The organism is Salinibacter grassmerensis (assembly GCF_947077765.1).
In the GTDB taxonomy this organism is placed as follows: domain Bacteria; phylum Bacteroidota; class Rhodothermia; order Rhodothermales; family Salinibacteraceae; genus Salinibacter; species Salinibacter grassmerensis.
Window position 1 is genome coordinate 93,752 of the sequence record NZ_CAMTTF010000009.1, and the last position, 18,166, is coordinate 111,917.

At 64.7% G+C, this 18,166-nt stretch carries 18 protein-coding genes and 1 tRNA gene; 6 read left to right on the forward strand and 13 right to left on the reverse strand.

The features are described 5' to 3' along the window. The first annotated feature begins 39 nt into the window (after positions 1-39). The 5 genes from mreC to OJB03_RS14675 all read left to right on the forward strand — a co-directional run bounded on the left by mreC (position 40) and on the right by OJB03_RS14675 (position 4,740). A complete protein-coding gene (gene mreC / locus OJB03_RS14655; RefSeq protein ID WP_263788754.1) occupies positions 40-861 on the forward strand; it encodes a rod shape-determining protein MreC in 822 nt (273 codons plus the stop codon). Between the two features lie 223 nt (positions 862-1,084). Further along, a complete protein-coding gene (hslV, locus tag OJB03_RS14660; RefSeq protein WP_263788755.1) occupies positions 1,085-1,648 on the forward strand; it encodes an ATP-dependent protease subunit HslV in 564 nt (187 codons plus the stop codon). Positions 1,649-1,750: 102 nt separating this feature from the next. After that, a complete protein-coding gene (locus tag OJB03_RS14665) occupies positions 1,751-2,848 on the forward strand; it encodes an NYN domain-containing protein (RefSeq protein ID WP_263788756.1) in 1,098 nt (365 codons plus the stop codon). 55 nt (positions 2,849-2,903) lie between these two features. Beyond that, the gene (gene hslU, locus OJB03_RS14670; RefSeq protein WP_263788757.1) at positions 2,904-4,352 is read left to right on the forward strand and encodes an ATP-dependent protease ATPase subunit HslU; all 1,449 of its coding nucleotides are present in this window, start codon (positions 2,904-2,906) and stop codon (positions 4,350-4,352) included. A 28-nt stretch (positions 4,353-4,380) separates the two neighbouring features. Beyond that, the gene (locus OJB03_RS14675; protein WP_263788758.1) at positions 4,381-4,740 is read left to right on the forward strand and encodes a phosphoribosylaminoimidazole carboxylase; all 360 of its coding nucleotides are present in this window, start codon (positions 4,381-4,383) and stop codon (positions 4,738-4,740) included. 28 nt (positions 4,741-4,768) lie between these two features. On the opposite strand, the gene OJB03_RS14680 is transcribed toward OJB03_RS14675, so the two are convergent. Continuing rightward, on the reverse strand, positions 4,769-5,620 hold the full coding sequence (locus OJB03_RS14680; protein WP_263788759.1) for an alpha/beta hydrolase: 852 nt from the start codon (positions 5,618-5,620) through the stop codon (positions 4,769-4,771). A gap of 101 nt (positions 5,621-5,721) precedes the next feature. Next, positions 5,722-6,267, reverse strand: a complete 546-nt coding sequence (locus tag OJB03_RS14685; protein ID WP_263788760.1) for a gamma carbonic anhydrase family protein — start codon at positions 6,265-6,267, stop codon at positions 5,722-5,724. An 84-nt stretch (positions 6,268-6,351) separates the two neighbouring features. Between OJB03_RS14685 and OJB03_RS14690 the strand changes: the two genes are divergently transcribed. Beyond that, on the forward strand, positions 6,352-7,407 hold the full coding sequence (locus OJB03_RS14690; RefSeq protein WP_263788761.1) for an AI-2E family transporter: 1,056 nt from the start codon (positions 6,352-6,354) through the stop codon (positions 7,405-7,407). A 22-nt stretch (positions 7,408-7,429) separates the two neighbouring features. On the opposite strand, the gene OJB03_RS14695 is transcribed toward OJB03_RS14690, so the two are convergent. The 11 genes from OJB03_RS14695 to OJB03_RS14745 all read right to left on the reverse strand — a co-directional run. Further along, on the reverse strand, positions 7,430-8,917 hold the full coding sequence (locus OJB03_RS14695; protein WP_263788762.1) for an SLC13 family permease: 1,488 nt from the start codon (positions 8,915-8,917) through the stop codon (positions 7,430-7,432). Positions 8,918-9,047: 130 nt separating this feature from the next. Beyond that, positions 9,048-9,120 (reverse strand) — tRNA-Thr (locus tag OJB03_RS14700). Between the two features lie 62 nt (positions 9,121-9,182). Then, positions 9,183-9,842, reverse strand: coding sequence for a DedA family protein (locus OJB03_RS14705; RefSeq protein WP_263788763.1), 660 nt, complete (start codon positions 9,840-9,842; stop codon positions 9,183-9,185). A gap of 42 nt (positions 9,843-9,884) precedes the next feature. Next, positions 9,885-10,358: a 2-C-methyl-D-erythritol 2,4-cyclodiphosphate synthase gene (gene ispF, locus OJB03_RS14710; RefSeq protein WP_263788764.1), complete on the reverse strand. Its 474-nt coding sequence runs from the start codon at positions 10,356-10,358 to the stop codon at positions 9,885-9,887. Positions 10,359-10,386: 28 nt separating this feature from the next. Continuing rightward, positions 10,387-11,139: a 2-C-methyl-D-erythritol 4-phosphate cytidylyltransferase gene (ispD, locus tag OJB03_RS14715; RefSeq protein WP_263788765.1), complete on the reverse strand. Its 753-nt coding sequence runs from the start codon at positions 11,137-11,139 to the stop codon at positions 10,387-10,389. A gap of 54 nt (positions 11,140-11,193) precedes the next feature. Then, entirely contained in the window at positions 11,194-12,243 is a 1,050-nt protein-coding gene (gene queA, locus OJB03_RS14720; protein ID WP_263788766.1) for a tRNA preQ1(34) S-adenosylmethionine ribosyltransferase-isomerase QueA, read from the reverse strand. A gap of 149 nt (positions 12,244-12,392) precedes the next feature. Further along, positions 12,393-13,349, reverse strand: a complete 957-nt coding sequence (locus OJB03_RS14725; protein WP_263788767.1) for a cobalamin-binding protein — start codon at positions 13,347-13,349, stop codon at positions 12,393-12,395. Between the two features lie 60 nt (positions 13,350-13,409). After that, positions 13,410-15,122, reverse strand: a complete 1,713-nt coding sequence (locus OJB03_RS14730) for an amidase (protein WP_263788768.1) — start codon at positions 15,120-15,122, stop codon at positions 13,410-13,412. Between the two features lie 228 nt (positions 15,123-15,350). Next, on the reverse strand, positions 15,351-15,887 hold the full coding sequence (locus OJB03_RS14735; protein WP_263788769.1) for a hypothetical protein: 537 nt from the start codon (positions 15,885-15,887) through the stop codon (positions 15,351-15,353). Between the two features lie 48 nt (positions 15,888-15,935). Beyond that, a complete protein-coding gene (locus tag OJB03_RS14740; RefSeq protein ID WP_263788770.1) occupies positions 15,936-17,189 on the reverse strand; it encodes an inorganic phosphate transporter in 1,254 nt (417 codons plus the stop codon). Positions 17,190-17,443: 254 nt separating this feature from the next. Next, positions 17,444-18,166, reverse strand: a 723-nt coding sequence (locus OJB03_RS14745) for an EF-Tu/IF-2/RF-3 family GTPase (RefSeq protein WP_263788771.1), incomplete at its 5' end; no start/stop codon positions are given.

The following is an 18,166-nucleotide window of genomic DNA, read 5'->3' on the forward strand; positions in this document are numbered from 1 at the left end:
CTGTCGGCGCCCCTTTGGACCCGATGCTCCCTTCCCCCCATGGCGTCTCAGAATCGCCCCGCCGATTGGCTTCTTCTGGGCGCCGTTCTTCTGGTGGCGGCGACCCTCATGCTGACTCAGAACCAGCCCCTGGTGCGTTCCCTGCGGGCCCAGGCCATGGGGTGGACCGCCCAGGTCGAGAGCACCTTCGCGTGGATGGGCCGTTATTTCCGCGTCCTCGAACGCAATGACGAGCTGCGGCGTGAAAACATTCAGCTCTCCAGCCAGGTCGCCCGCACCCGCGACGTCCGTCAGCGCAATGAAGAGTTGCGGCGCCTGCTAAACCTCACGGACACGACCGACGCCCGCCTTCGCCCGGCCCGCATCGTCACGAAGGACATTTTCCAGAAGGACAACTTCCTCGTCCTCAATGTCGGCACCGCCGACGGCGTGGCGGAAGGAATGCCGGTCGTTCACGAACAGGGCATTGTCGGCACCGTCGTCCTGACCAACGAGCACTATGCCCGGGTCATGCCCATTCTCAACACGGACTTCCGGGTGCCGGGCACGGTCCTCCCGCTTCGAGCCGAAGGCATTGTCCGCTGGGATGGCGAGCGCCTCGACCGGCTTCAACTCGACCACGTCGTCAAAACCGAGCCCGTAGAGACGGGCCAGCGCGTGGTGACCAGTGGGCACAGCAGCATCTTCCCCCCGGGGCGCCGCATTGGGACCATCGACTCCGTCGCCGCCCCCGCTGGCCGAAGTGAGCTCGACATTTTCCTTCGTCCCGCCGTTCCTCTCTACAAGATCGGCCACGCGGTCGTTATTCTGCGGGAGCCTTCCCCTGCGCAACAGGCACTCGAAGACCCGCCCACGCGGTAGCGCCGTCCTCCACGACGCCGCCGCGTGTGAATGCGATGGGTCCTCGGACGCAGGCCCACCGACGCCACGGCTAAAGTTTGGCGAAAAACGCGGTGCATGAGGTTCTGGCCAGTCAGTCTCGAACCGCCCCTCGCGCGAGTCGTACATGTAGGGTACAACTTTACAGCCTGTGACTCCCTCGCAGGACACGTCCTTTCTTACTGCGATGCCCCCTTGCTCGTACATGACCGCCGACACCGACTCCCCACACGCAACGACCGTCCTTGGCGTCCGCCACAACGGGCAGATTGCCCTCGGATCGGACGGCCAGGCCACCATGAATGAGACGGTCGTCAAGCACAAGGCCGAGAAGGTTCGATCGTTGTACGACGGAGAGATTCTGGCCGGGTTTGCCGGGTCCACCGCCGACGCCTTTACCCTGTTTGAGCGCTTCGAAGAGAAGCTTCAGGAATACGGTGGGAACGTTGCCCGGGCGGCCGTGGAGCTGGCGAAAGAGTGGCGCACCGATAAGTATCTTCGCCGCCTGGAGGCCCTACTGGCCGTGGCCTCGCCCGGGGAGCTACTCTTGATCAGCGGGGCGGGCGACGTCATCGAGCCCGACGACGACATCATCGCGATTGGGTCTGGGGGCTCGTTCGCCCTTGCCGCGAGCCGCGCCCTTCTCCAAAACGCCCAGGGGCTCACCGCGCGCGACATCGTCGAGAATGGCCTCTCAATCGCTGCGGATATTTGCATCTATACGAATCACAACCGCACCATCCGCGACATTGAGGCCGATTCGGACTAGCGGCAACCATCAACTGTTGTATTTTCTTGGGGGCTTTACTCGTGAATGACTGCCCCCGAGGCGCCCACATTATATTCTTTTAGATCAAGGACACACTTGTCTATGTCCTACGATTCTCCGACCGACGGCGTCCCGCCCCGACAGGCCGCCATGTTTGTCGATTACGACAACCTCTACACCATCTTGAAGTCCCAGAGCGAGCGGGACCGGTCGACCAGCGCGTACGCGGAGGAAATCTTTGAAGAGGTCCGCCGCTACCTCGAAGAGGGGGACGATACGCCCACCATTTACGGCCGCGCCTACGGGACTTTCGACACGCTGCTCGACGAGAAAGACGCACAGGTTCCTTCTTCCCTGCACCGCGAAGGCATCAATCCGATCCACGTGCCCGCGGGCATGCAGGACAACACCTCTGAAGTCCGGCTCACGCTCGACGTCACCCAGGCCCTGACGCAGCGCTCGGACCTTCAAACGGTGGTCATCGTCACGGGAAATCGCCCCTACCTTCCCCTCGTCCGCTGGATTCGGGAGCAGGGCTGTCGCCCCCTGGTGGCCGCCGTCAACCCTCCGCAGACGGCAGACACGCCGTCGTTCGCCGAGGACAGCCGGTACCTCGATGCCCGCAATCTCCTCAGTGAGGAGTCGCGGGAGGACCTGTTGGCGAACGCCCCCACCAGCGGGTCCGCTTACACCCGCGCCCAGACGCCCGACACCCCACCCCCTCAGCAGTTCCAGTCGCTCGACAACCCCGCGGCACAGCGGGCCATCAAGATTACAGAGGAGCACTTTGGGCAGTACGACGAGGTGTACCTGACGCCCCTGCTCCGCAAGCTGTCCGACCTCATGGGGCCGGACGAGGACCCCAAATCGCTCGTGAGCGAACTGGAGGCCGCCGGGGCCGCGCGTCTGGAGAAGCGAAACGGCTACCCGTACAACTACACGGTCCTCATTGTCAACGACGAGCATCCCGACGTCCAAGACCTTGACGAGACGGCCGACCACTCCTCTTCGACCGCATCGGAGTCCTCCGGCGACAGCGCCGAAAGCGGACCTTCCGGTTCGGGCCGCAACGACGACGGAGACGGCTCCGCCGACGCATACGACATGGACGAGGCCGTCCCGTCGCCAACCGCCCCAGCCTCTACCGTCGCGGGCGAAAACGGAGACGAAACGTCGTCCCGCACAGACGCTGAGGAGTGAGACGACCGCCTTTCCCCCCTAGTATCCTTCCGATCACCGCTGAGTCCGATCCTGTATGCCTGACGTCACCCAGCACGTTGAAGATCTCACCCCCCGCCAGATCGTCGACGAGCTCGACAACTACATCATCGGGCAGGACGACGCCAAGAAGAACGTGGCGATTGCCCTCCGCAACCGCTGGCGCCGCCAAAACGCGCCGAAGGACATGCGGGACGAGATCGTACCCAACAACATCATCATGATCGGCCCCACCGGCGTGGGCAAAACCGAAATCGCCCGCCGTCTGGCCCGCCTCGCCCGAGCCCCCTTTATCAAGGTTGAGGCCTCCAAGTTTACGGAGGTCGGCTACGTGGGGCGCGACGTGGACAGCATGATCCGCGACCTTACCGACATCGCGGTCAACATGGTGGAGAAGGAGCACAGGGAGGAGGTGCAGGACCGGGCGCGGGAGCTGGCCGAGGAGCGCATCCTAGACATTCTCATTCCCCCCGACGAGGATACGCAGTCTCAGGCCGGCGGCGACGGGGCCTCCGACGAGCCGGGCTTCACGGTGCGCGACACGGACGAGGACGAGTCGGAGGGCGAGCAGACGAGCCTCCGGGAGCGCACCCGCGAGAAATTTCGGGACAAGCTGGAGCGGGGCGACCTCGACGACCGGGAGATTGAGATTGAGGTGACGTCCGACTCGCAGTCGATGATGCAGATGTTCGGCCCCATGGGCATGGAGGAGATGGGCGTCAACCTGGAGGAGCTCTTCGGCAGCCTCGGGGGCGGACAGAAGCGCAAGACGCGGCGCGTGACCGTAGAAGAGGCCCGCGAGATCCTCACGCAGGAGGAGGCGCAGAAGCTGATCGACATGGATCAGGTGAAGGAGGACGCCCTGGAACGGGTCCAGCAGGCCGGCATCGTGTTCGTCGACGAGATTGACAAGGTGGCCTCCGGCACCCGAACCCGCGACGAGGGCGGCCAGGGCGCCGGCGTGTCACGCCAGGGCGTGCAGCGGGACCTCCTCCCGATCGTGGAGGGCTCCACCGTCACTACCAAGCACGGCATGGTGGAGACCGACCACATTCTCTTCGTCGCCAGTGGGGCCTTCCACGCCTCCAAGCCGAGCGATCTCATTCCCGAGCTGCAGGGCCGATTTCCCATTCGGGTGGAGCTCAACAACCTCGACGAGGACGACTTCTACGAGATCCTCACGAAGCCCAAGAATGCGCTCGTCAAGCAGTACCGCGCCCTCTTCCGCTCCGAAGACGTCACGATTGAGTTTGAGAAAGAAGGGGTCAGCGAGCTCGCGCGAATCGCCGCCGAGGTGAACGCCGACGTAGAGAACATTGGTGCGCGGCGCCTCCACACGGTACTGACGACGCTTCTGGAGGACCTTCTCTTCGATGTCCCTGAGGAAATCCCGCCCGGCTCCAAGATCACCATCGACGCCGACATGGTGCGGGACCGCTTGAGCTCGATCGCGTCGAGCCGTGATCTCAGCCAGTACATTTTGTAATCTGCGGCCGTAGCTGGTTCGCCCCACCATGTCGGAGGCCGATCATTCTGCAACCATTCTCCACCCTGCCAGCGGGGCCCTTATCTTGGGGCTCGACTGGCTCCTGTTTTCGGAGAATGCAGTTACACTCGGGCTCTCTACGTTCCTCGTCGCAGCCATCGGGTTCGTCGTCGCCGGTTTCAGCGTCGGCATTGTCCAGCGTCGCTACGGGACGGACGGGGTGGGAATCGCAGTTTTGAAGGGTCTCTTGGCCGGCATCACGGTGGGCATCCCCCTCCCCGTGGCCGGCACGGCAGTGGGCGGCGGCGTTGTCGCCCTCAGCGGACTCAACGCGGTCTGGCGCTCCTCATCCGAGAACCTCCCTTCGTCTCGCGGAGACGATACCTGACAGTTCCACGCCCCCCGGCCGCGTCGACCTACCGGGATGACTGTGCTGGGGGCTCCGTGGTAACCTCTTCGATCAAAGCGCGGTATGCCGCTCGTACTTCCGAGTCTTCGTAGAGGTCGTTGTGCCCCCCGCCGTCTACGATAACGAGCCGACGGCTCTCGCTCGCTGCTTCGGTGTGTAGGCGCCGGGCCATAGCCGGGTTCGTGACCTGGTCCTCACTGCCCCCGACCACAAGCAGGGGCACGTCGAGGGACCGAACCCGCTCCAAGTTGTCATCCTGCTGCAGGGCTGGATCCACCTCGACGCCGAGGAACAGCCGGACGTACCATGGAAAGAGGTAGCTCTTCCAGTCGTCGACATTGGTGGCGGGATTTTCGAGCACGACCCCACCCACCGTGCGCTCGGACGCGACGTGCGTGGCGAGGAAAGTGCCCAGCGAGTGCCCCCAGACCAGAAGTTGGTCCGGCGAGACCCCCGGACGCGCGACCAGGGAGTCGTAGACCGCGAGCGCATCGTTGCGGACGTTCATGGCACCAGGCGTGCCGTCGCTCCGCCCGTACCCACGGTAGTCCCAAAGAAATGCGTTCACCGGGGGGCGCGTCAGGGCGCGCAAATACCCCTGAGACTGGACGAGATAAAACCCGTTGCCCCCAAAGAACAGGACGGTTGTCTCGGCATCGGCCTGTGTGAGGTGCCAGGCATTGACCGAGGCGCTATCCGAAACCGGAATGTCGCGGACCGAAAGGTCAACATCGTCAACAGAAAACGACTCGGGCGTCACCGACGGCTTCGGCTGGAAGACCGTCTCTTCGTCGATCGTGATCGCGGAGCATCCCGCAAGTACGACCGACAAAACCAGCAAAAATACTGTGGAGCGCATAGATTGGGAGACTCAATGCGGGAGCAAGAGCAGTGGTGCGCCGAATGTCAAGCCTCCGGAGTGGGTCCCCTTCGATGCAACCCCGCCGTAACTCTTTCCGGCTACACCGGATCGTACCATGGATTCTCCGCCGGCGTCTCCGTCCCGGCGTGCACGTCGCCGTAGCATAGGTAGTTGTCCGCTCCTGCTTGGATATTCGCCACTTCCTCGTCCGTCAGCGACCGCACAACCTCGGCGGGCTGACCAAGGACAAGCGACCGGGGCGGGATCCGGGTCCCCTTCGTCACGAGCGCCTGGGCCCCCACGATGCTGTGACGACCGATCACGGCGTGGTCCAGAATCGTTGCCCCCATGCCGACCAGCACCTCGTCTTCGACGGTGCACCCGTGCACGATGGCCCCATGTCCGATTGTAACCCGCGCGCCGATGTCGGTCGGCGCCGTGCCGTGCGTGACGTGGACGACCGTGTGGTCCTGCACGTTGGTTTCGGGCCCCACGCGGATCCAGTTCACGTCCCCTCGCAGGGTGCAGTGATGCCAGATGCTCGCGTCACGCCCCAGGGTGACGTCCCCGATGAGGACCGCCGTGTCCGCGATGTAGTTCGTATCGTCGTGCGTGGGCTCGATGCCCAGGAAAGACTTGATCATGGTCTGGCTGAGGAAGATGTTTTGGAAAGACTTCGAAGCCGCACTTCACTGTGGGTCCACTCCACCACGCTGCTCTCTTCGCCCATGACTGCCCCCTCCGACTCGTACATCTCGCGTCGCCCGTACGTGACGACGGGACTGGCCGTTGCGGGAGTGCTCTTGCTTGTCGTCGCAACGCAGTTAGTCGAGGTTCTGTTTACCGTTTTCGCCGGCATTCTACTGGCGGTGTTTCTCGCGGGGGTGACCCAGGAGCTGACCGAAGACACGATCCTCCCTCGCCCCCTTGCACTTGCCCTCACACTGGTCGGACTGGTGGGCATACTCATCGGCCTCTGGGCCCTGGCGGGCCCCGACATTTCCGAACAGGCCAGTGCCCTGGCGACCCTCTTGCCGGACGCCGCCGAGCGCCTCGCCGCCCGCGCCCGCGCTGCCGTTCAGCAGTACGGCTGGATGCAACGGTATGTGGATCCCAGCCAGCTTTTGCCTCCAGTCTCCAGCGTCCTGGGTCGCGTGACGAACGTATTTCGGGACACCCTCAACCTTCTCGTCAACGGCTTTATCATCCTTTTTATTGGCATCTACGGCGGGGCAGCCCCGCAGTCATACCTCAACGGCGTGGTTCAGATGGTTCCTCCATCCTCGCGCCCTCGGGCCCGAGAAGTTCTCTCCGCGCTTGGGCGGGCCCTGCGCTGGTGGCTCACCGGCCGGCTGATTCTCATGCTGATCGTCGGGGTGCTGACGGCTGTCGGATTGCGGATGGTCGGCATCCCGTCCCCCATCGCCCTCGGGCTTCTTGCCGCCCTCTTTTCCTTCGTACCTTATTTAGGGCCCGTCCTGTCTGTACTGCCCGCCCTGCTCGTTGCCTCCCTGATCGGTCCCACGGAGGTGCTCTACGTCATTCTGGTCTACGGGACGGTGCAGTTGCTGGAGAGCTATCTCATTTCTCCACTCGTGCAGCAGCAGGCCGTCCATATCCCACCCGCCACCGTCATCACGGCCCAGTTTATCGGGGGCGTGAGCGCCGGGGCCGGAGGGGTGCTTCTTGCCACCCCCTTCGCCATCGTTGTGATCGTACTCGTGCAGACGCTCTACGTGGAGGACGTACTGGGCGACGAGGTCTCGCTTCTGGGCGAGCACTGAGCGGGATCGGCCCCCTGCTGCGCTACCGGCCAGCCGAGGCCCACACCGGAGTCGTTCCGAGTTCGACCCCGAAGGCCACCCCGAGCAGCCCGTACGCAACCAGGGTGACCAGGACGACAAACGCGAGGTTGAGCCAGATGCCGGCCCGGCTCATTTCGGGGATGGAGAGCAGTCCGCTTCCGTAAACGATGGCGTTCGGCGGGGTGGCCACCGGAAGCATGAACGCACTGCTCGCACCGAGGGCGGCCGGCACCGTGAGCAGGAACGGATTCTCCCCGAACCCCACCGCTACCGCTCCCAGAATGGGCAAAAACGCCGCTGTGGTGGCCGTGTTGCTGGTAATTTCAGTAAGCAGGACGATCAGGGCCACCGCCCCCAGCACCACGAGGAGCGTGGGCCATCCGCGAAGGGCATTCACCCCTCCCCCAATCCAGGCGGCCAGCCCGGTGTCACTGATGGCGGACGCCAGACTGAGCCCCCCGCCGAACAGCAGGAGCACGCCCCACGGGAGCGCCTCGGCGTCCTCCCAGACGAGGAGCGCGCGCTCTTCGGTCCCGGCCGGCAGGGCGAAGAGCAAGAGCCCGGCCCCAATCGCAATTCCGGCGTCAGAAAGCCCCGGAAGCAGGTCGGCAAGGAGGGGGCGCGTCATCCACAGGGCCGCGGTCAACGCGAAGACCGCGGCCACCCGCCCTTCCGCCGTCGTCATGCGTCCCAGCTTCTCCCACTCGGCGTCGATGACCCGAGTGCCCCCGGGCAGCCGATCCAGTTCAATGGGATAGACCCACGTGAGCACGACGTATACGAGCGGCAGTGCCACAGCCACGAGCGGCAGGCCGACGACCATCCACTGGGCAAAGCCGACCTCCACACCGTACGTCTCGGAGAAAAAGCCCGCGAGCAACGCATTCGGGGGCGTGCCGATGAGGGTCCCCATGCCGCCGATATTGCAGGCGTACGCGATCCCGAGCAAAAGCACGATCGGAAAGTGCGGCGGCATCGTTTCGCCTCGGGCCTCCAGCTGATCCCGAACGAAGTCGATGATCGAGACCCCAATCGGCAGCATCATGAGCGCCGTCGCCGTGTTGCTTACCCACATGCTCAGAAGGGCCGATGCGAGGAGAAATCCGACCACGATCGACCGGGGCTTTGTCCCAACTCCCTGTACGATTCCGAGTGCCACACGGCGATGCAACCGCCACCGCTGCATCGCTTGTGCCAACAGGAAGCCCCCTAGAAAAAGAAAGATGAGGGGATTGGCGTACGGGGTGGCGGCGCCCCCGATGTCGGTGATTCCCAACGGGGGAAACGCGACGAGGGGCACCAGGGCGGTCGCCGAAATCGGAAGGGCCTCCGTGATCCACCAGACGGCCATCAGCACCCCCACCGCGGCGGTACGCCATCCCGCCGGGTCGAGACCCTCGGGGCCCGGCACCGTCAATAGGACGATGCACAGGAGCGGGCCGCCCACGAGACCCACCTGCTGACGGAACGGTGTGGAATCGAAGGCCATGGCCGGGAGTAAAGAGCCAACGCCGGGCAGCAGTGGACGTGCAGCCGGGCCCTTCGACACGGGCACGGCTCTAGAGTCGAAAATAAAATCCCTCAGACGCACCAAGCGTCCGAGGGATAATTTTCTACGGAGCTGACGGGCGGACTCGAACCGCCAGCCTGCGCATTACAAGTGCGCTGCTCTACCAGTTGAGCTACGTCAGCAGGCATGGGCCAATTCTCAATCACCAGCACCAACTGTTCGTGTGGCACCGAGTTTCAACCAGTCAGCGAGTTCCGGGGGAGGCCTCGTCGTCGGATCCGGTCGTCTCTGCGCTGCCCTGCCGCTGCCAGTACCACCGCACGCCCAGCCCGACCGCAACCAGGACCAAGATCGTCGCCATGATGCGCCCGTAGGCTCGGAGGTAGGTCACGACGAGGTCCCAGTTTTCCCCCACGGCGTACCCGGCATAACTGATAAGCCCCGTCCACACCAGCGCGCTCACTGTGCACCACCAGGCCGTACGGACCACCTCCATCCGAAACATGCCCGCCGTCAGGGAAATCACCGACCGGGCCCCGCTTAAAAACCGATTGGCCGCGATGACGCCGTAGCCGTACTGGTGAATCCAGCGCCGCGCACGGTCGAACCCCTCTCGGGGCAGCCACTGCAGACGATTGGGGTTCAAGACCGAACGCCCGAGCGTGTACCCGACGGCATACATCGTCATGAAGCCCAGTGCCCCCCCGATCGTGGAGAGGAGAATCACAATGCCGAGGTGCAACTGCCCAAGGCCCGCCATGTACCCCCCGAAGACCACGACCATGTCGCCCGGGATGGGGGGCAACACGTTCTCGCCGTACGCGATCACGAGCAGCGTGACGTACGCCCAGATCGGCGAGAGCGCCTCCATCCAGGCAAAAAAGTTGGAGAATCCGTCGAGCATACCCGGCAACAGTGCGCTCAAGTCGGTATCAGAATTCCCTCCTCACACGGGCTGGAGTGAGCAAACGGCCTGTGCCGCCACGCCTTCCTCCCGTCCCACGAAGCCGATCCCTTCCGTCGTGGTCGCCTTCACGGACACCCCATCACGGGGAAAAGAGAGCGCATCGGCGACGTTTGCACGCATCTCATCGACGTGGGGGCGCAGCTTCGGGCGCTCCAGAAGGACCGTCACGTCGACATTGTGGGGATCATAGCCGGCGTTCTGGACCTGCTGCGCGACCTGCCGGAGCAGGGCTTGACTGTCGGCCCCCTTCCATTCAGCGTCGGTGTCCGGAAAGTGAGCCCCGATGTCTCCGAGCGCAGCGGCCCCGAGCAGGGCGTCGGCCACCGCGTGCAGGAGAACATCCGCGTCCGAATGGCCCGCGAGGCCCTGATCGTGCGGCACCTGTACCCCGCCCAGAATCAGGGGGCGATCCTCAACCAGGCGATGCACGTCGTACCCAAAACCGATGCGCATGAGATGTCCTCAACTACGGAAAGCAACGCTACGTCGACGCCGACGACGACAGATCAAACCGTTCGGGGGCGTCTTTCCAGGTCGGCCACAGCGCTCGGGCGAGCGCCCAGTCGTCGGGGGTCGTAATCTTGAAGTTGCGCCGACTCCCCGGCACCGGAAGCACCTCGTGATCCAGCCGCTGCACGAGGGCCACGTCGTCGGTCGCTGTCTCGTCCCCTGATGATGCGCGACGGTGCGCGTGCTCAAGCCACTCGCGGCGGAAGCCCTGCGGCGTCTGCATCCGGTAGAGGCCGTCCCGCGAGATCGTGTCGCCGAGACTGTCGGCATCCCCACGGCGGAGCGTGTCGGCCACCGGCACGGCCAGCGACGCCGCCCCGTCGGCGCGGACGGCCTGGACGACGGCCTGCACCTGCGCCGCCGTCACGAACGGGCGGGCCGCGTCGTGCACGAGCACCGTGGTGACGGGATCGGGCACCGCCCGGAGGGCGTGTCGGACGGAAGATTGCCGATTGTCGCCGCCCCCCACGACGGCCGTCAGTACACTGAGGCCCTCTGCCTGTAGGCGATCGGTGACGCCCGTGACCCGGGTTTCGGGGGCCGCCACCACGGCGTGTCCCACAGCCGGGTGCTGCTCAAACGACAGGAGCACCTGCACCAGCACTGGATGCTCACCAAGGGCTCGAAACTGCTTGGGCTGTCCCCCCAGACGGCGCCCCCTCCCCGCCGCCGGGATCAGAACGGCCACTTCGTCCGAACGGGCACGGGCATCAGCAGCATCCATGCGAAACCGGGGCCACGTGCGAGAAGGCAGGTGATTCTCGAGGCTCCGGGGCGCCTACTTGATAAAGATCGCGTCCCCGAACGCAAAGAGTCGGTACTCCTCCTCGAAGGCCTCTTCGTAGGCCTCAAAAAGGAAGTCATATCCCGCAAACGCCGCGCCCATCATCATGAGCATGCTCTCCGGGCGGTGGAAATTCGTGATCATCCGCTCCACGATCTTGAACTCGTACTCCGGATACACGAAGAGGTCCGTCCAACTGTGGTCCGGCTTCACCGTCTCGTCGGCCGAGAGGCTCGACTCGAGGGCCCGTACGGCGGTCGTGCCGCTGGCCGTGACGGTATTCTCGTCGGACGCCAGGGCGCGGTTCACGGCCTCGGCGGTCTCTTCCGGGATGTGGTACTCCTCCGAGTCCGTGCGGTGCTTGGAGAGGTCCTCTACATCAACCGGCTCGGACTTCTTCCGGCCGATGTGCAGGGTAATGGGCACCACATTCACGCCCTTCTCCTTCAGGCGCTCCAGCACGTCCTCAGTAAAGTGGAGGGTCGACTTCGGGGCGGCCACTGCCCCTCGCTCCTCGGCGAAAATGGTCTGGTACCGGTCCCGGTCCTCCTTCTCCACGTCCCGGTCGATGTAGGGAGGGAGCGGCATCTCGCCGATGTCGCGGATTTTCTGGTACAGCGCCTCGTTCACGTCGTCGAACGAAAAGCGGATTGTCCGGCCGCGCGAGGTCGTGTTGTCGATCACCTCCGCGATCAGGTCGTCGTCGAAGTAGAGTTTGTTGCCGATGCGAATCTTCCGGGCCGGGTCGACCTCTACGTCCCAGAGCCGACTCTCCGGGTTCAACTCACGAAGCAGGAAGACCCGGATGTCGGCCCCGGTCTTTTTCTTCTGGCCGTACAGGCGTGCCGGATACACCTTCGTGTCGTTTACGACGAGCACGTCCCCCTCCGAGAAGTACTCCGGGAGGTCGCGGAATTGTTTGTCGTGGTTGATGTCGTGCGACTCCCGATCCAACACCATCATCCGGGACGAGTCGGGGGGGTCGGCCGGATATTCTGCGACGAGTTCTTCGGGGACGTCGTAGCTGAATTCCGAGCGTTTCATATACGGTCGTCGGTCGGGCAACGGGTGAGTTGAACAAACGCGAGGGCCCACGAATGATGTCCGCGGGCAAACCAAAGTGAGGATGATTCAGGTACCAGCCCTACTACACTCTCGGTCGGGCCAAGTTGATCCCACTCCACGCGGGCTTTCTATGCGGGGGTGGGGTCGGACGCGTGCAGCCATTGGCGCTCCCAGTCCGCGACGGGCGGCTCTGGACGGAATGCCTCGGGGTGGAGCACCGACGCAAGCACCTCAATGGCCCGGTAGAGGCGCGGGCCCGGACGGTTGAAGTACGCGTTGCCGTCGAGCAGGGCGACGCGCTGGTCCTCGACCGCAGACATCGCGTCCCAGCCGGGACGGTCGGTCAGGTAGTGCAGATCGCGCCGCGTTTCGTCGACGGTGAAGCCGCAAGGCATGAGGGCCAGGACGTCCGGGTCCGCCTCTCGAACCTCCTCCCACTCGACCGGCGAGGTGGGATTCCCGGCGGTGCCGATGAGGGGGCGTCCCCCTGCCATCTCCACCACGTCGGGCATCCAGTGGCCCGCCACCATGAGCGGCTCCAACCACTCGACGCAGGCCACAGAGGGAAGCGATTGCGGGTTGGTGGAGCGGTCCACGCCGATCTGGTCACGCAGCACGCGGAGGCCGGTTTCGAGATTGGCAATGACTTCCATCGCCCCCTCAAGGGCCTCCATGGCACGGGCGAGGCGAAGCGCCTCGTCAAGCACCTCTTTCAGCGTCTGCGGCCGCATCGAGACGACCTCGGGGCTGCCCCCAGCCCACTCTCCAAGTTGCGCTTCCAGCTCCGGCAGGCTCACCGCGCACACTTCACACTGATCCTGCGTCACAATCAGGTCGGGCTCCAGGTCCCGCAGCCGCTCCAGGTCCACGTCGTAGAGACTGAGCCCGTTCTGCAGTTGCCCCTGCACCGCGTCGTCGATGGCGGCGGAGTCGCCATCGGACTCGTAGGTCGGGGCCGTCACGACGGGCACGTCCTGCACGCTCTCCGGATAATCACACTCGTGGGAGCGCCCGACGAGTTGGTCCTTTTCTCCGAAGACACAGATCCACTCGGTCGCGGCCGGCAGTAGCGAGACGATGCGCATGGCAAAGCGTGGGGGCTGTGGAGGGGTGCGCGGCGATGGGGGCCTCGAATCGCCTCCGACCTACTGGATCGGCGGGCGGCGGCTGTGAATGTTGGTCTCCTGCTGCACGGCGTGGGCCAGCGTGAGCGCGTGCTGGTCCCTGTACAGGGGCGCCACGAAGCTGATGCTGCCCGGCTGCCGGCGGGCGTCCGGGCCCTCGTCCACCGGGCGCAGGGCATTGGGAAGACACACGCACGGGTGCCCCGTCAGGTTCGTGATGCCGAGGGTCCCGCCACCGAAACTGGGGCTCACCAGCACGTCGAGGTCCTGCATGACCGCGTGGGCCTGTTCCATGAGGTCCGCCCGCAGCCGATCCATCTGGACGTGCTCCACCGCCGGGACGAAACGGGCGGTGCGGAAGACGTTCGGCCACGTGTTCTCGCCTTGCCGGACCAGGTCGTCGACGCCGCCTGTGCGCGTCAGTTCATCGAACGCCGCGGCCGCCTCCACGTCGAGCGTATTCAGGAGCGCCCCCACGGGGACGTCGACGTCCCACGACACCGGCTCCAGATCCACGCCGAGCCCCCGGAGAACATCGAGCGTCTTCTGGTCGGCGGACTGGTTGTCGTAGTCTTCCTCGAACGCCTCTTGCAGATACCCCACGCGCAAGGACGCGGCGGAGCGTTCCGCGTCAAACGGAAACGGCACGTCCACCGAGGCGGGATCCTCCGGGTCGGCCCCCCGGATCGCGTCGTAGACGTGTGCGCAGTCGAGCGCCGAGCGGGCGATGGGACCAAGCTTGTCCATGGTCCACGAGAGCGCCATGGCCCCACCCCGTCCCACCGCTCCGAAGGTGGGGCGGTGACCCGTGACGCCACACCGGGTGGACGGCGACACGATGGAGCCGAGCGTCTCGGACCCAATTGCGAACGGCACGCAGCCCGCCGAGACCGCCGCGGCCGGCCCCGCCGACGAGCCGCTGGAGCCTTGGTCCAGGTTCCAGGGGTTCTTGGTGGTGGCGTCGTACCACACGTCTCCCCACGCCAGTGCACCCAGCGACAGCTTGGCCACGAGGACGGCGCCGGCTTCGTCGAGCCGCTCGATGACAGTTGCCGTCTCGTCGATTGTCTGGTTCTTGTACGGCTCCGCCCCCCATGTTGTCTTCGTGCCCTCCACGGCCAGCAGGTCCTTGGCCCCGTACGGCACGCCATGGAGGGGGCCGCGCCACGTGCCCGCGTCTAGCTCGTCGTCGGCCTGGCGGGCCGCCGCCAGGGCGCGCTCCTCGGTGTACGAGATGACCGTGTGCAGCCGATCGTCGTACCGACGGAGGCGCTGCAGGGCCAGCTCGGTCAGCTCCACGCTGGTCACCTTGCGGGCGCGGAGCAGATGGGCCAATTCCGCGATGGAGGCAAAGGCCAATTCCTCGTCGGAGGACGGGCGGTCGATCGGGGGGAGAGGGGCCTCTGCCCCGTCCGCGGACGGCGACACCTCCGGAATTTCCGCCCCGCCGCGCCGCGGGTCGAAGGTTGTGGCTGGGGCCCGTGCATTGGGCAGCTCATGCGCCCGCATCGCCTCGTACTGCTCGAGGTTCTCGTTCAGGTTCTCAACCAGGAGTTCCCGCTCCTCGCCGGTGAGGGAGAGCCCAGCGATCGATTCCGCGGCCGCAACGTGTTCGGTCGTGATGGGGGACTCGTCCTCCTCTTCGGCCACCTGTGCGTACAGGGCACCGGGGAAAAGGCCGCTCAGCCCCACCGCCGAGCAGGCATCCAAAAACTGGCGTCGATCAATAGACATGGCACGTCCAAAGCAGAAGACAGATCGTGAACGAGATTCATGTAATCAGCCTGGCCCCAATCGTCTGTGAACAAGCCATTCATACGGTAACCACCCACAGATCGAATCTCCATCCGTAGTTGCAACAAGATACAAGCCTTTCATCAGTTTTCTCTTGTCCGGCCCATTGTACCCACGGGGAAGCAAACGTACGACAGCGCGGGCGTCCCGATCGGGCGACGAGAACGTCTATTCTGGGACTACGTCTTCATTCTCGGACGTCCGGTCGTCCCGTTTTTTCTCAACGTGCTCCCCCACTTCTTGAAAACGCTCGTCCATCTCTTCCCCCACTCGCTGCTTGATCTCGTCGGTCATTTCTTCGGCCACTTGCTTCTCGACCTCCGCGGTGACCTCTTCGGGAACCGCGTCCTCGGCCTCCTCGGCCACCGCGCCTTCGACTTTCTTGGCGACCGCCTCTTCTACCTCGTCCGGCATGGTGTCCTTGATCTCTTCGGCCACGGCGTCTTCCACTTCGCCCGGCATCGTGTCTTCGATCTCATCGGCCACCACCTCTTCGGCCTCGGCCGCCACCTCCTCGTGCAGGATGCGCTCATAGACGCTCATGTTCTCCCACACCCGCAGGAAATAGCCCAGCACGAGGCCACTCTGGAAGGCCGCCACCAGCGGATTCATCCCGACGAAGAGCAGGTAGCCGAAGCCCACGGCAAACCCGAGGCCATAGATCAGGTCGATGTAGAACTGCGTTTGGCGCCCACGTAGCTGCATAGGGTACTCGTGCGTCTGGTTGCAATTTCTCGGATCGGCAATGAGGGCTCACCCTCCTATGGGAAGCAGCCAAAAGGTGAGGTACGACCCGCCCGTCGCCAGCAGGGGGACGACGTTCTGCATGAGCACGACCCGTACGCTCGTCCCGGGGTCAAAGAGGTCCGACCGGACTGGATCCGTGTCTTGCGATGACTCTCGGGGTCCGGACCGCGGGCGCACGGTCCCGACCGTGTCGTCGTCCCTCCGCGCCAGGGCGCCCACCGACACCTGTGGAGACACATCTCCACGCACGGCCTCGGCCACCGACACAGCCTGGGTGGAGCGCCCCCAGCCAAGACCGATGATGCAGAGGGTGGCGACCACGACAAAGCTCGCCGGGATTCCAAGGGCCGACAGCACGATGATGATGAGCGAGCTGAGGAGCGCCACCACAATCGCGGCCGTCAGCGGCAGATCGGTGATGTCATTCCCGAGCGTCTCCATGGTCCGGCGGGCAATCGTGAGGGCCCCCACCGCTACGGCCCCGCACCCGATGAGGATGCCGGGGTTCATGGCTAGGGCCCCGCTTCCCACCAGCGGCGCGATGGCGTTGGCAATGTTGCTGGTGCCCGAGCTGAACGCCATCAAGAACCCGATGCTCACCAGTACGGCCGTGCCCACCACCTCACGCCACGACGTGTTGGGCCCACGGGCGGGCCACAGCTTCACGCTCACACGCTCCATCTGTACGACCGGGGACCCGGCGAGGCGGAGCACGGGCCACGTTCCCAGTTCTACGGGCTCAAATCTCAGCAGCGGGCCCTCACTCTGCTCGATGGCCACGAGTCGATCGAGCGACTCGTACCCGTAGCGTCCGACCATGACGGCCAGCCAGAAGCCGATGATGGGGGACAGAATCCACCAGGCGAGAATTTCTCCCACCACGGCGAGATTGAGCTCCCCACTCGCGAGGCCGAGGCCAATGATGGCCCCCACCGCCGTCATCGACGTAGACGCCGGGGCCCCCGAGAGGTTGCCCACGAGCAGCGCCCCGCCGATGAAGAACAGCACGATGATGCTGGCCTCCAACGTAAAGACGGACGGGTCGTGGACCAGCTCTGTGCCCAGCGTATCGACGACCCGCCGCCCGATCGTGTACGCCCCACCGAAGAACGCCACCGCCATGAGAGCCCCCGCGGCCGTCTTCGACAGGACATTCGCCCCCACGGCCGGCCCGAATGCCGGTCCAGTCGTCGCGCCGCCAATATTGAACGCGACGAAGCACGCAATGATGACGCCACCGATGAGAAAAGGGTCGCTCACCGTCGAGTGTCAGGAATGTAGTGCTACGGGTTTCCAGGACTGTATTGAAATGAGCGATTTGCCGTGGAAGATCCGCTTTGAGAGCCCCCTACGGACGTCAGTCGGCCTCCACGCTAGGCTTAAGGGTGGCGAGGGATCGGCACAGTCGCTGTGCGACCTCCTGCCGGACGAAACTGGCGTTCGGTTCCGTGTACGCATACGGCATCGTGGCGCGGGACGTCCCGAAGGAGGATTTGACCGTGCCCTCGGCAGGACTAACTTCCCTCCTCTTCCGCCGTGTGCTGCTTCGTAGAGTTGAAGCTGATGCGGGGCCAATTCTCCATGGTGCGCTCGAGCCGAAAGTCACTGAGGGCCAGGTACGTCAGGTCGCCATCGGCGTCGCGGAAGAGGCTGTCCATGTTTTCGGCCTCGAAGTCTTCCAGGTCCTCACTCGGCCCGTCGATCCAGCGACAGCAGGCGTAGCGCACACCTGTGAGGTGGGCATCCACGTTGTACTCATCCTCCAGCCGATCCAGGGTCACGTCAAACTGCAGCTCGCCGACGGCCCCGAGGATGTAGTCGTTGCCGCGAAGCGGACGGAACGCCTGGATGGCGCCCTCTTCACTCAACTGCTGCAGGCCCTTCCCCAGGTGCTTCGACCGAAACGGATCGTCGAGCCGCACCTTGCGGAAGTGCTCCGGCGCAAAGCTGGGCACCCCCGTGAAGTGGAGGGGCTCGGCCTTCGAAAAGCTGTCGCCGATCTTGACACGCCCGTGGCTCATGATCCCGATGATGTCCCCCGGATAGGCCGTATCCACGCCCTCTCGATCCTGCGCCATGAACGTGGTGGCATTGTTGAGGCGCATCGTTTGCCCGGTGCGGTGGTGGATCACCTCCATGCCCTTCTCAAATTTTCCCGAACAGACACGCACAAACGCCATGCGGTCGTGGTGCTTCGGGTCCATGTTCGCCTGAATCTTGAAGGCGACGCCCGTGAA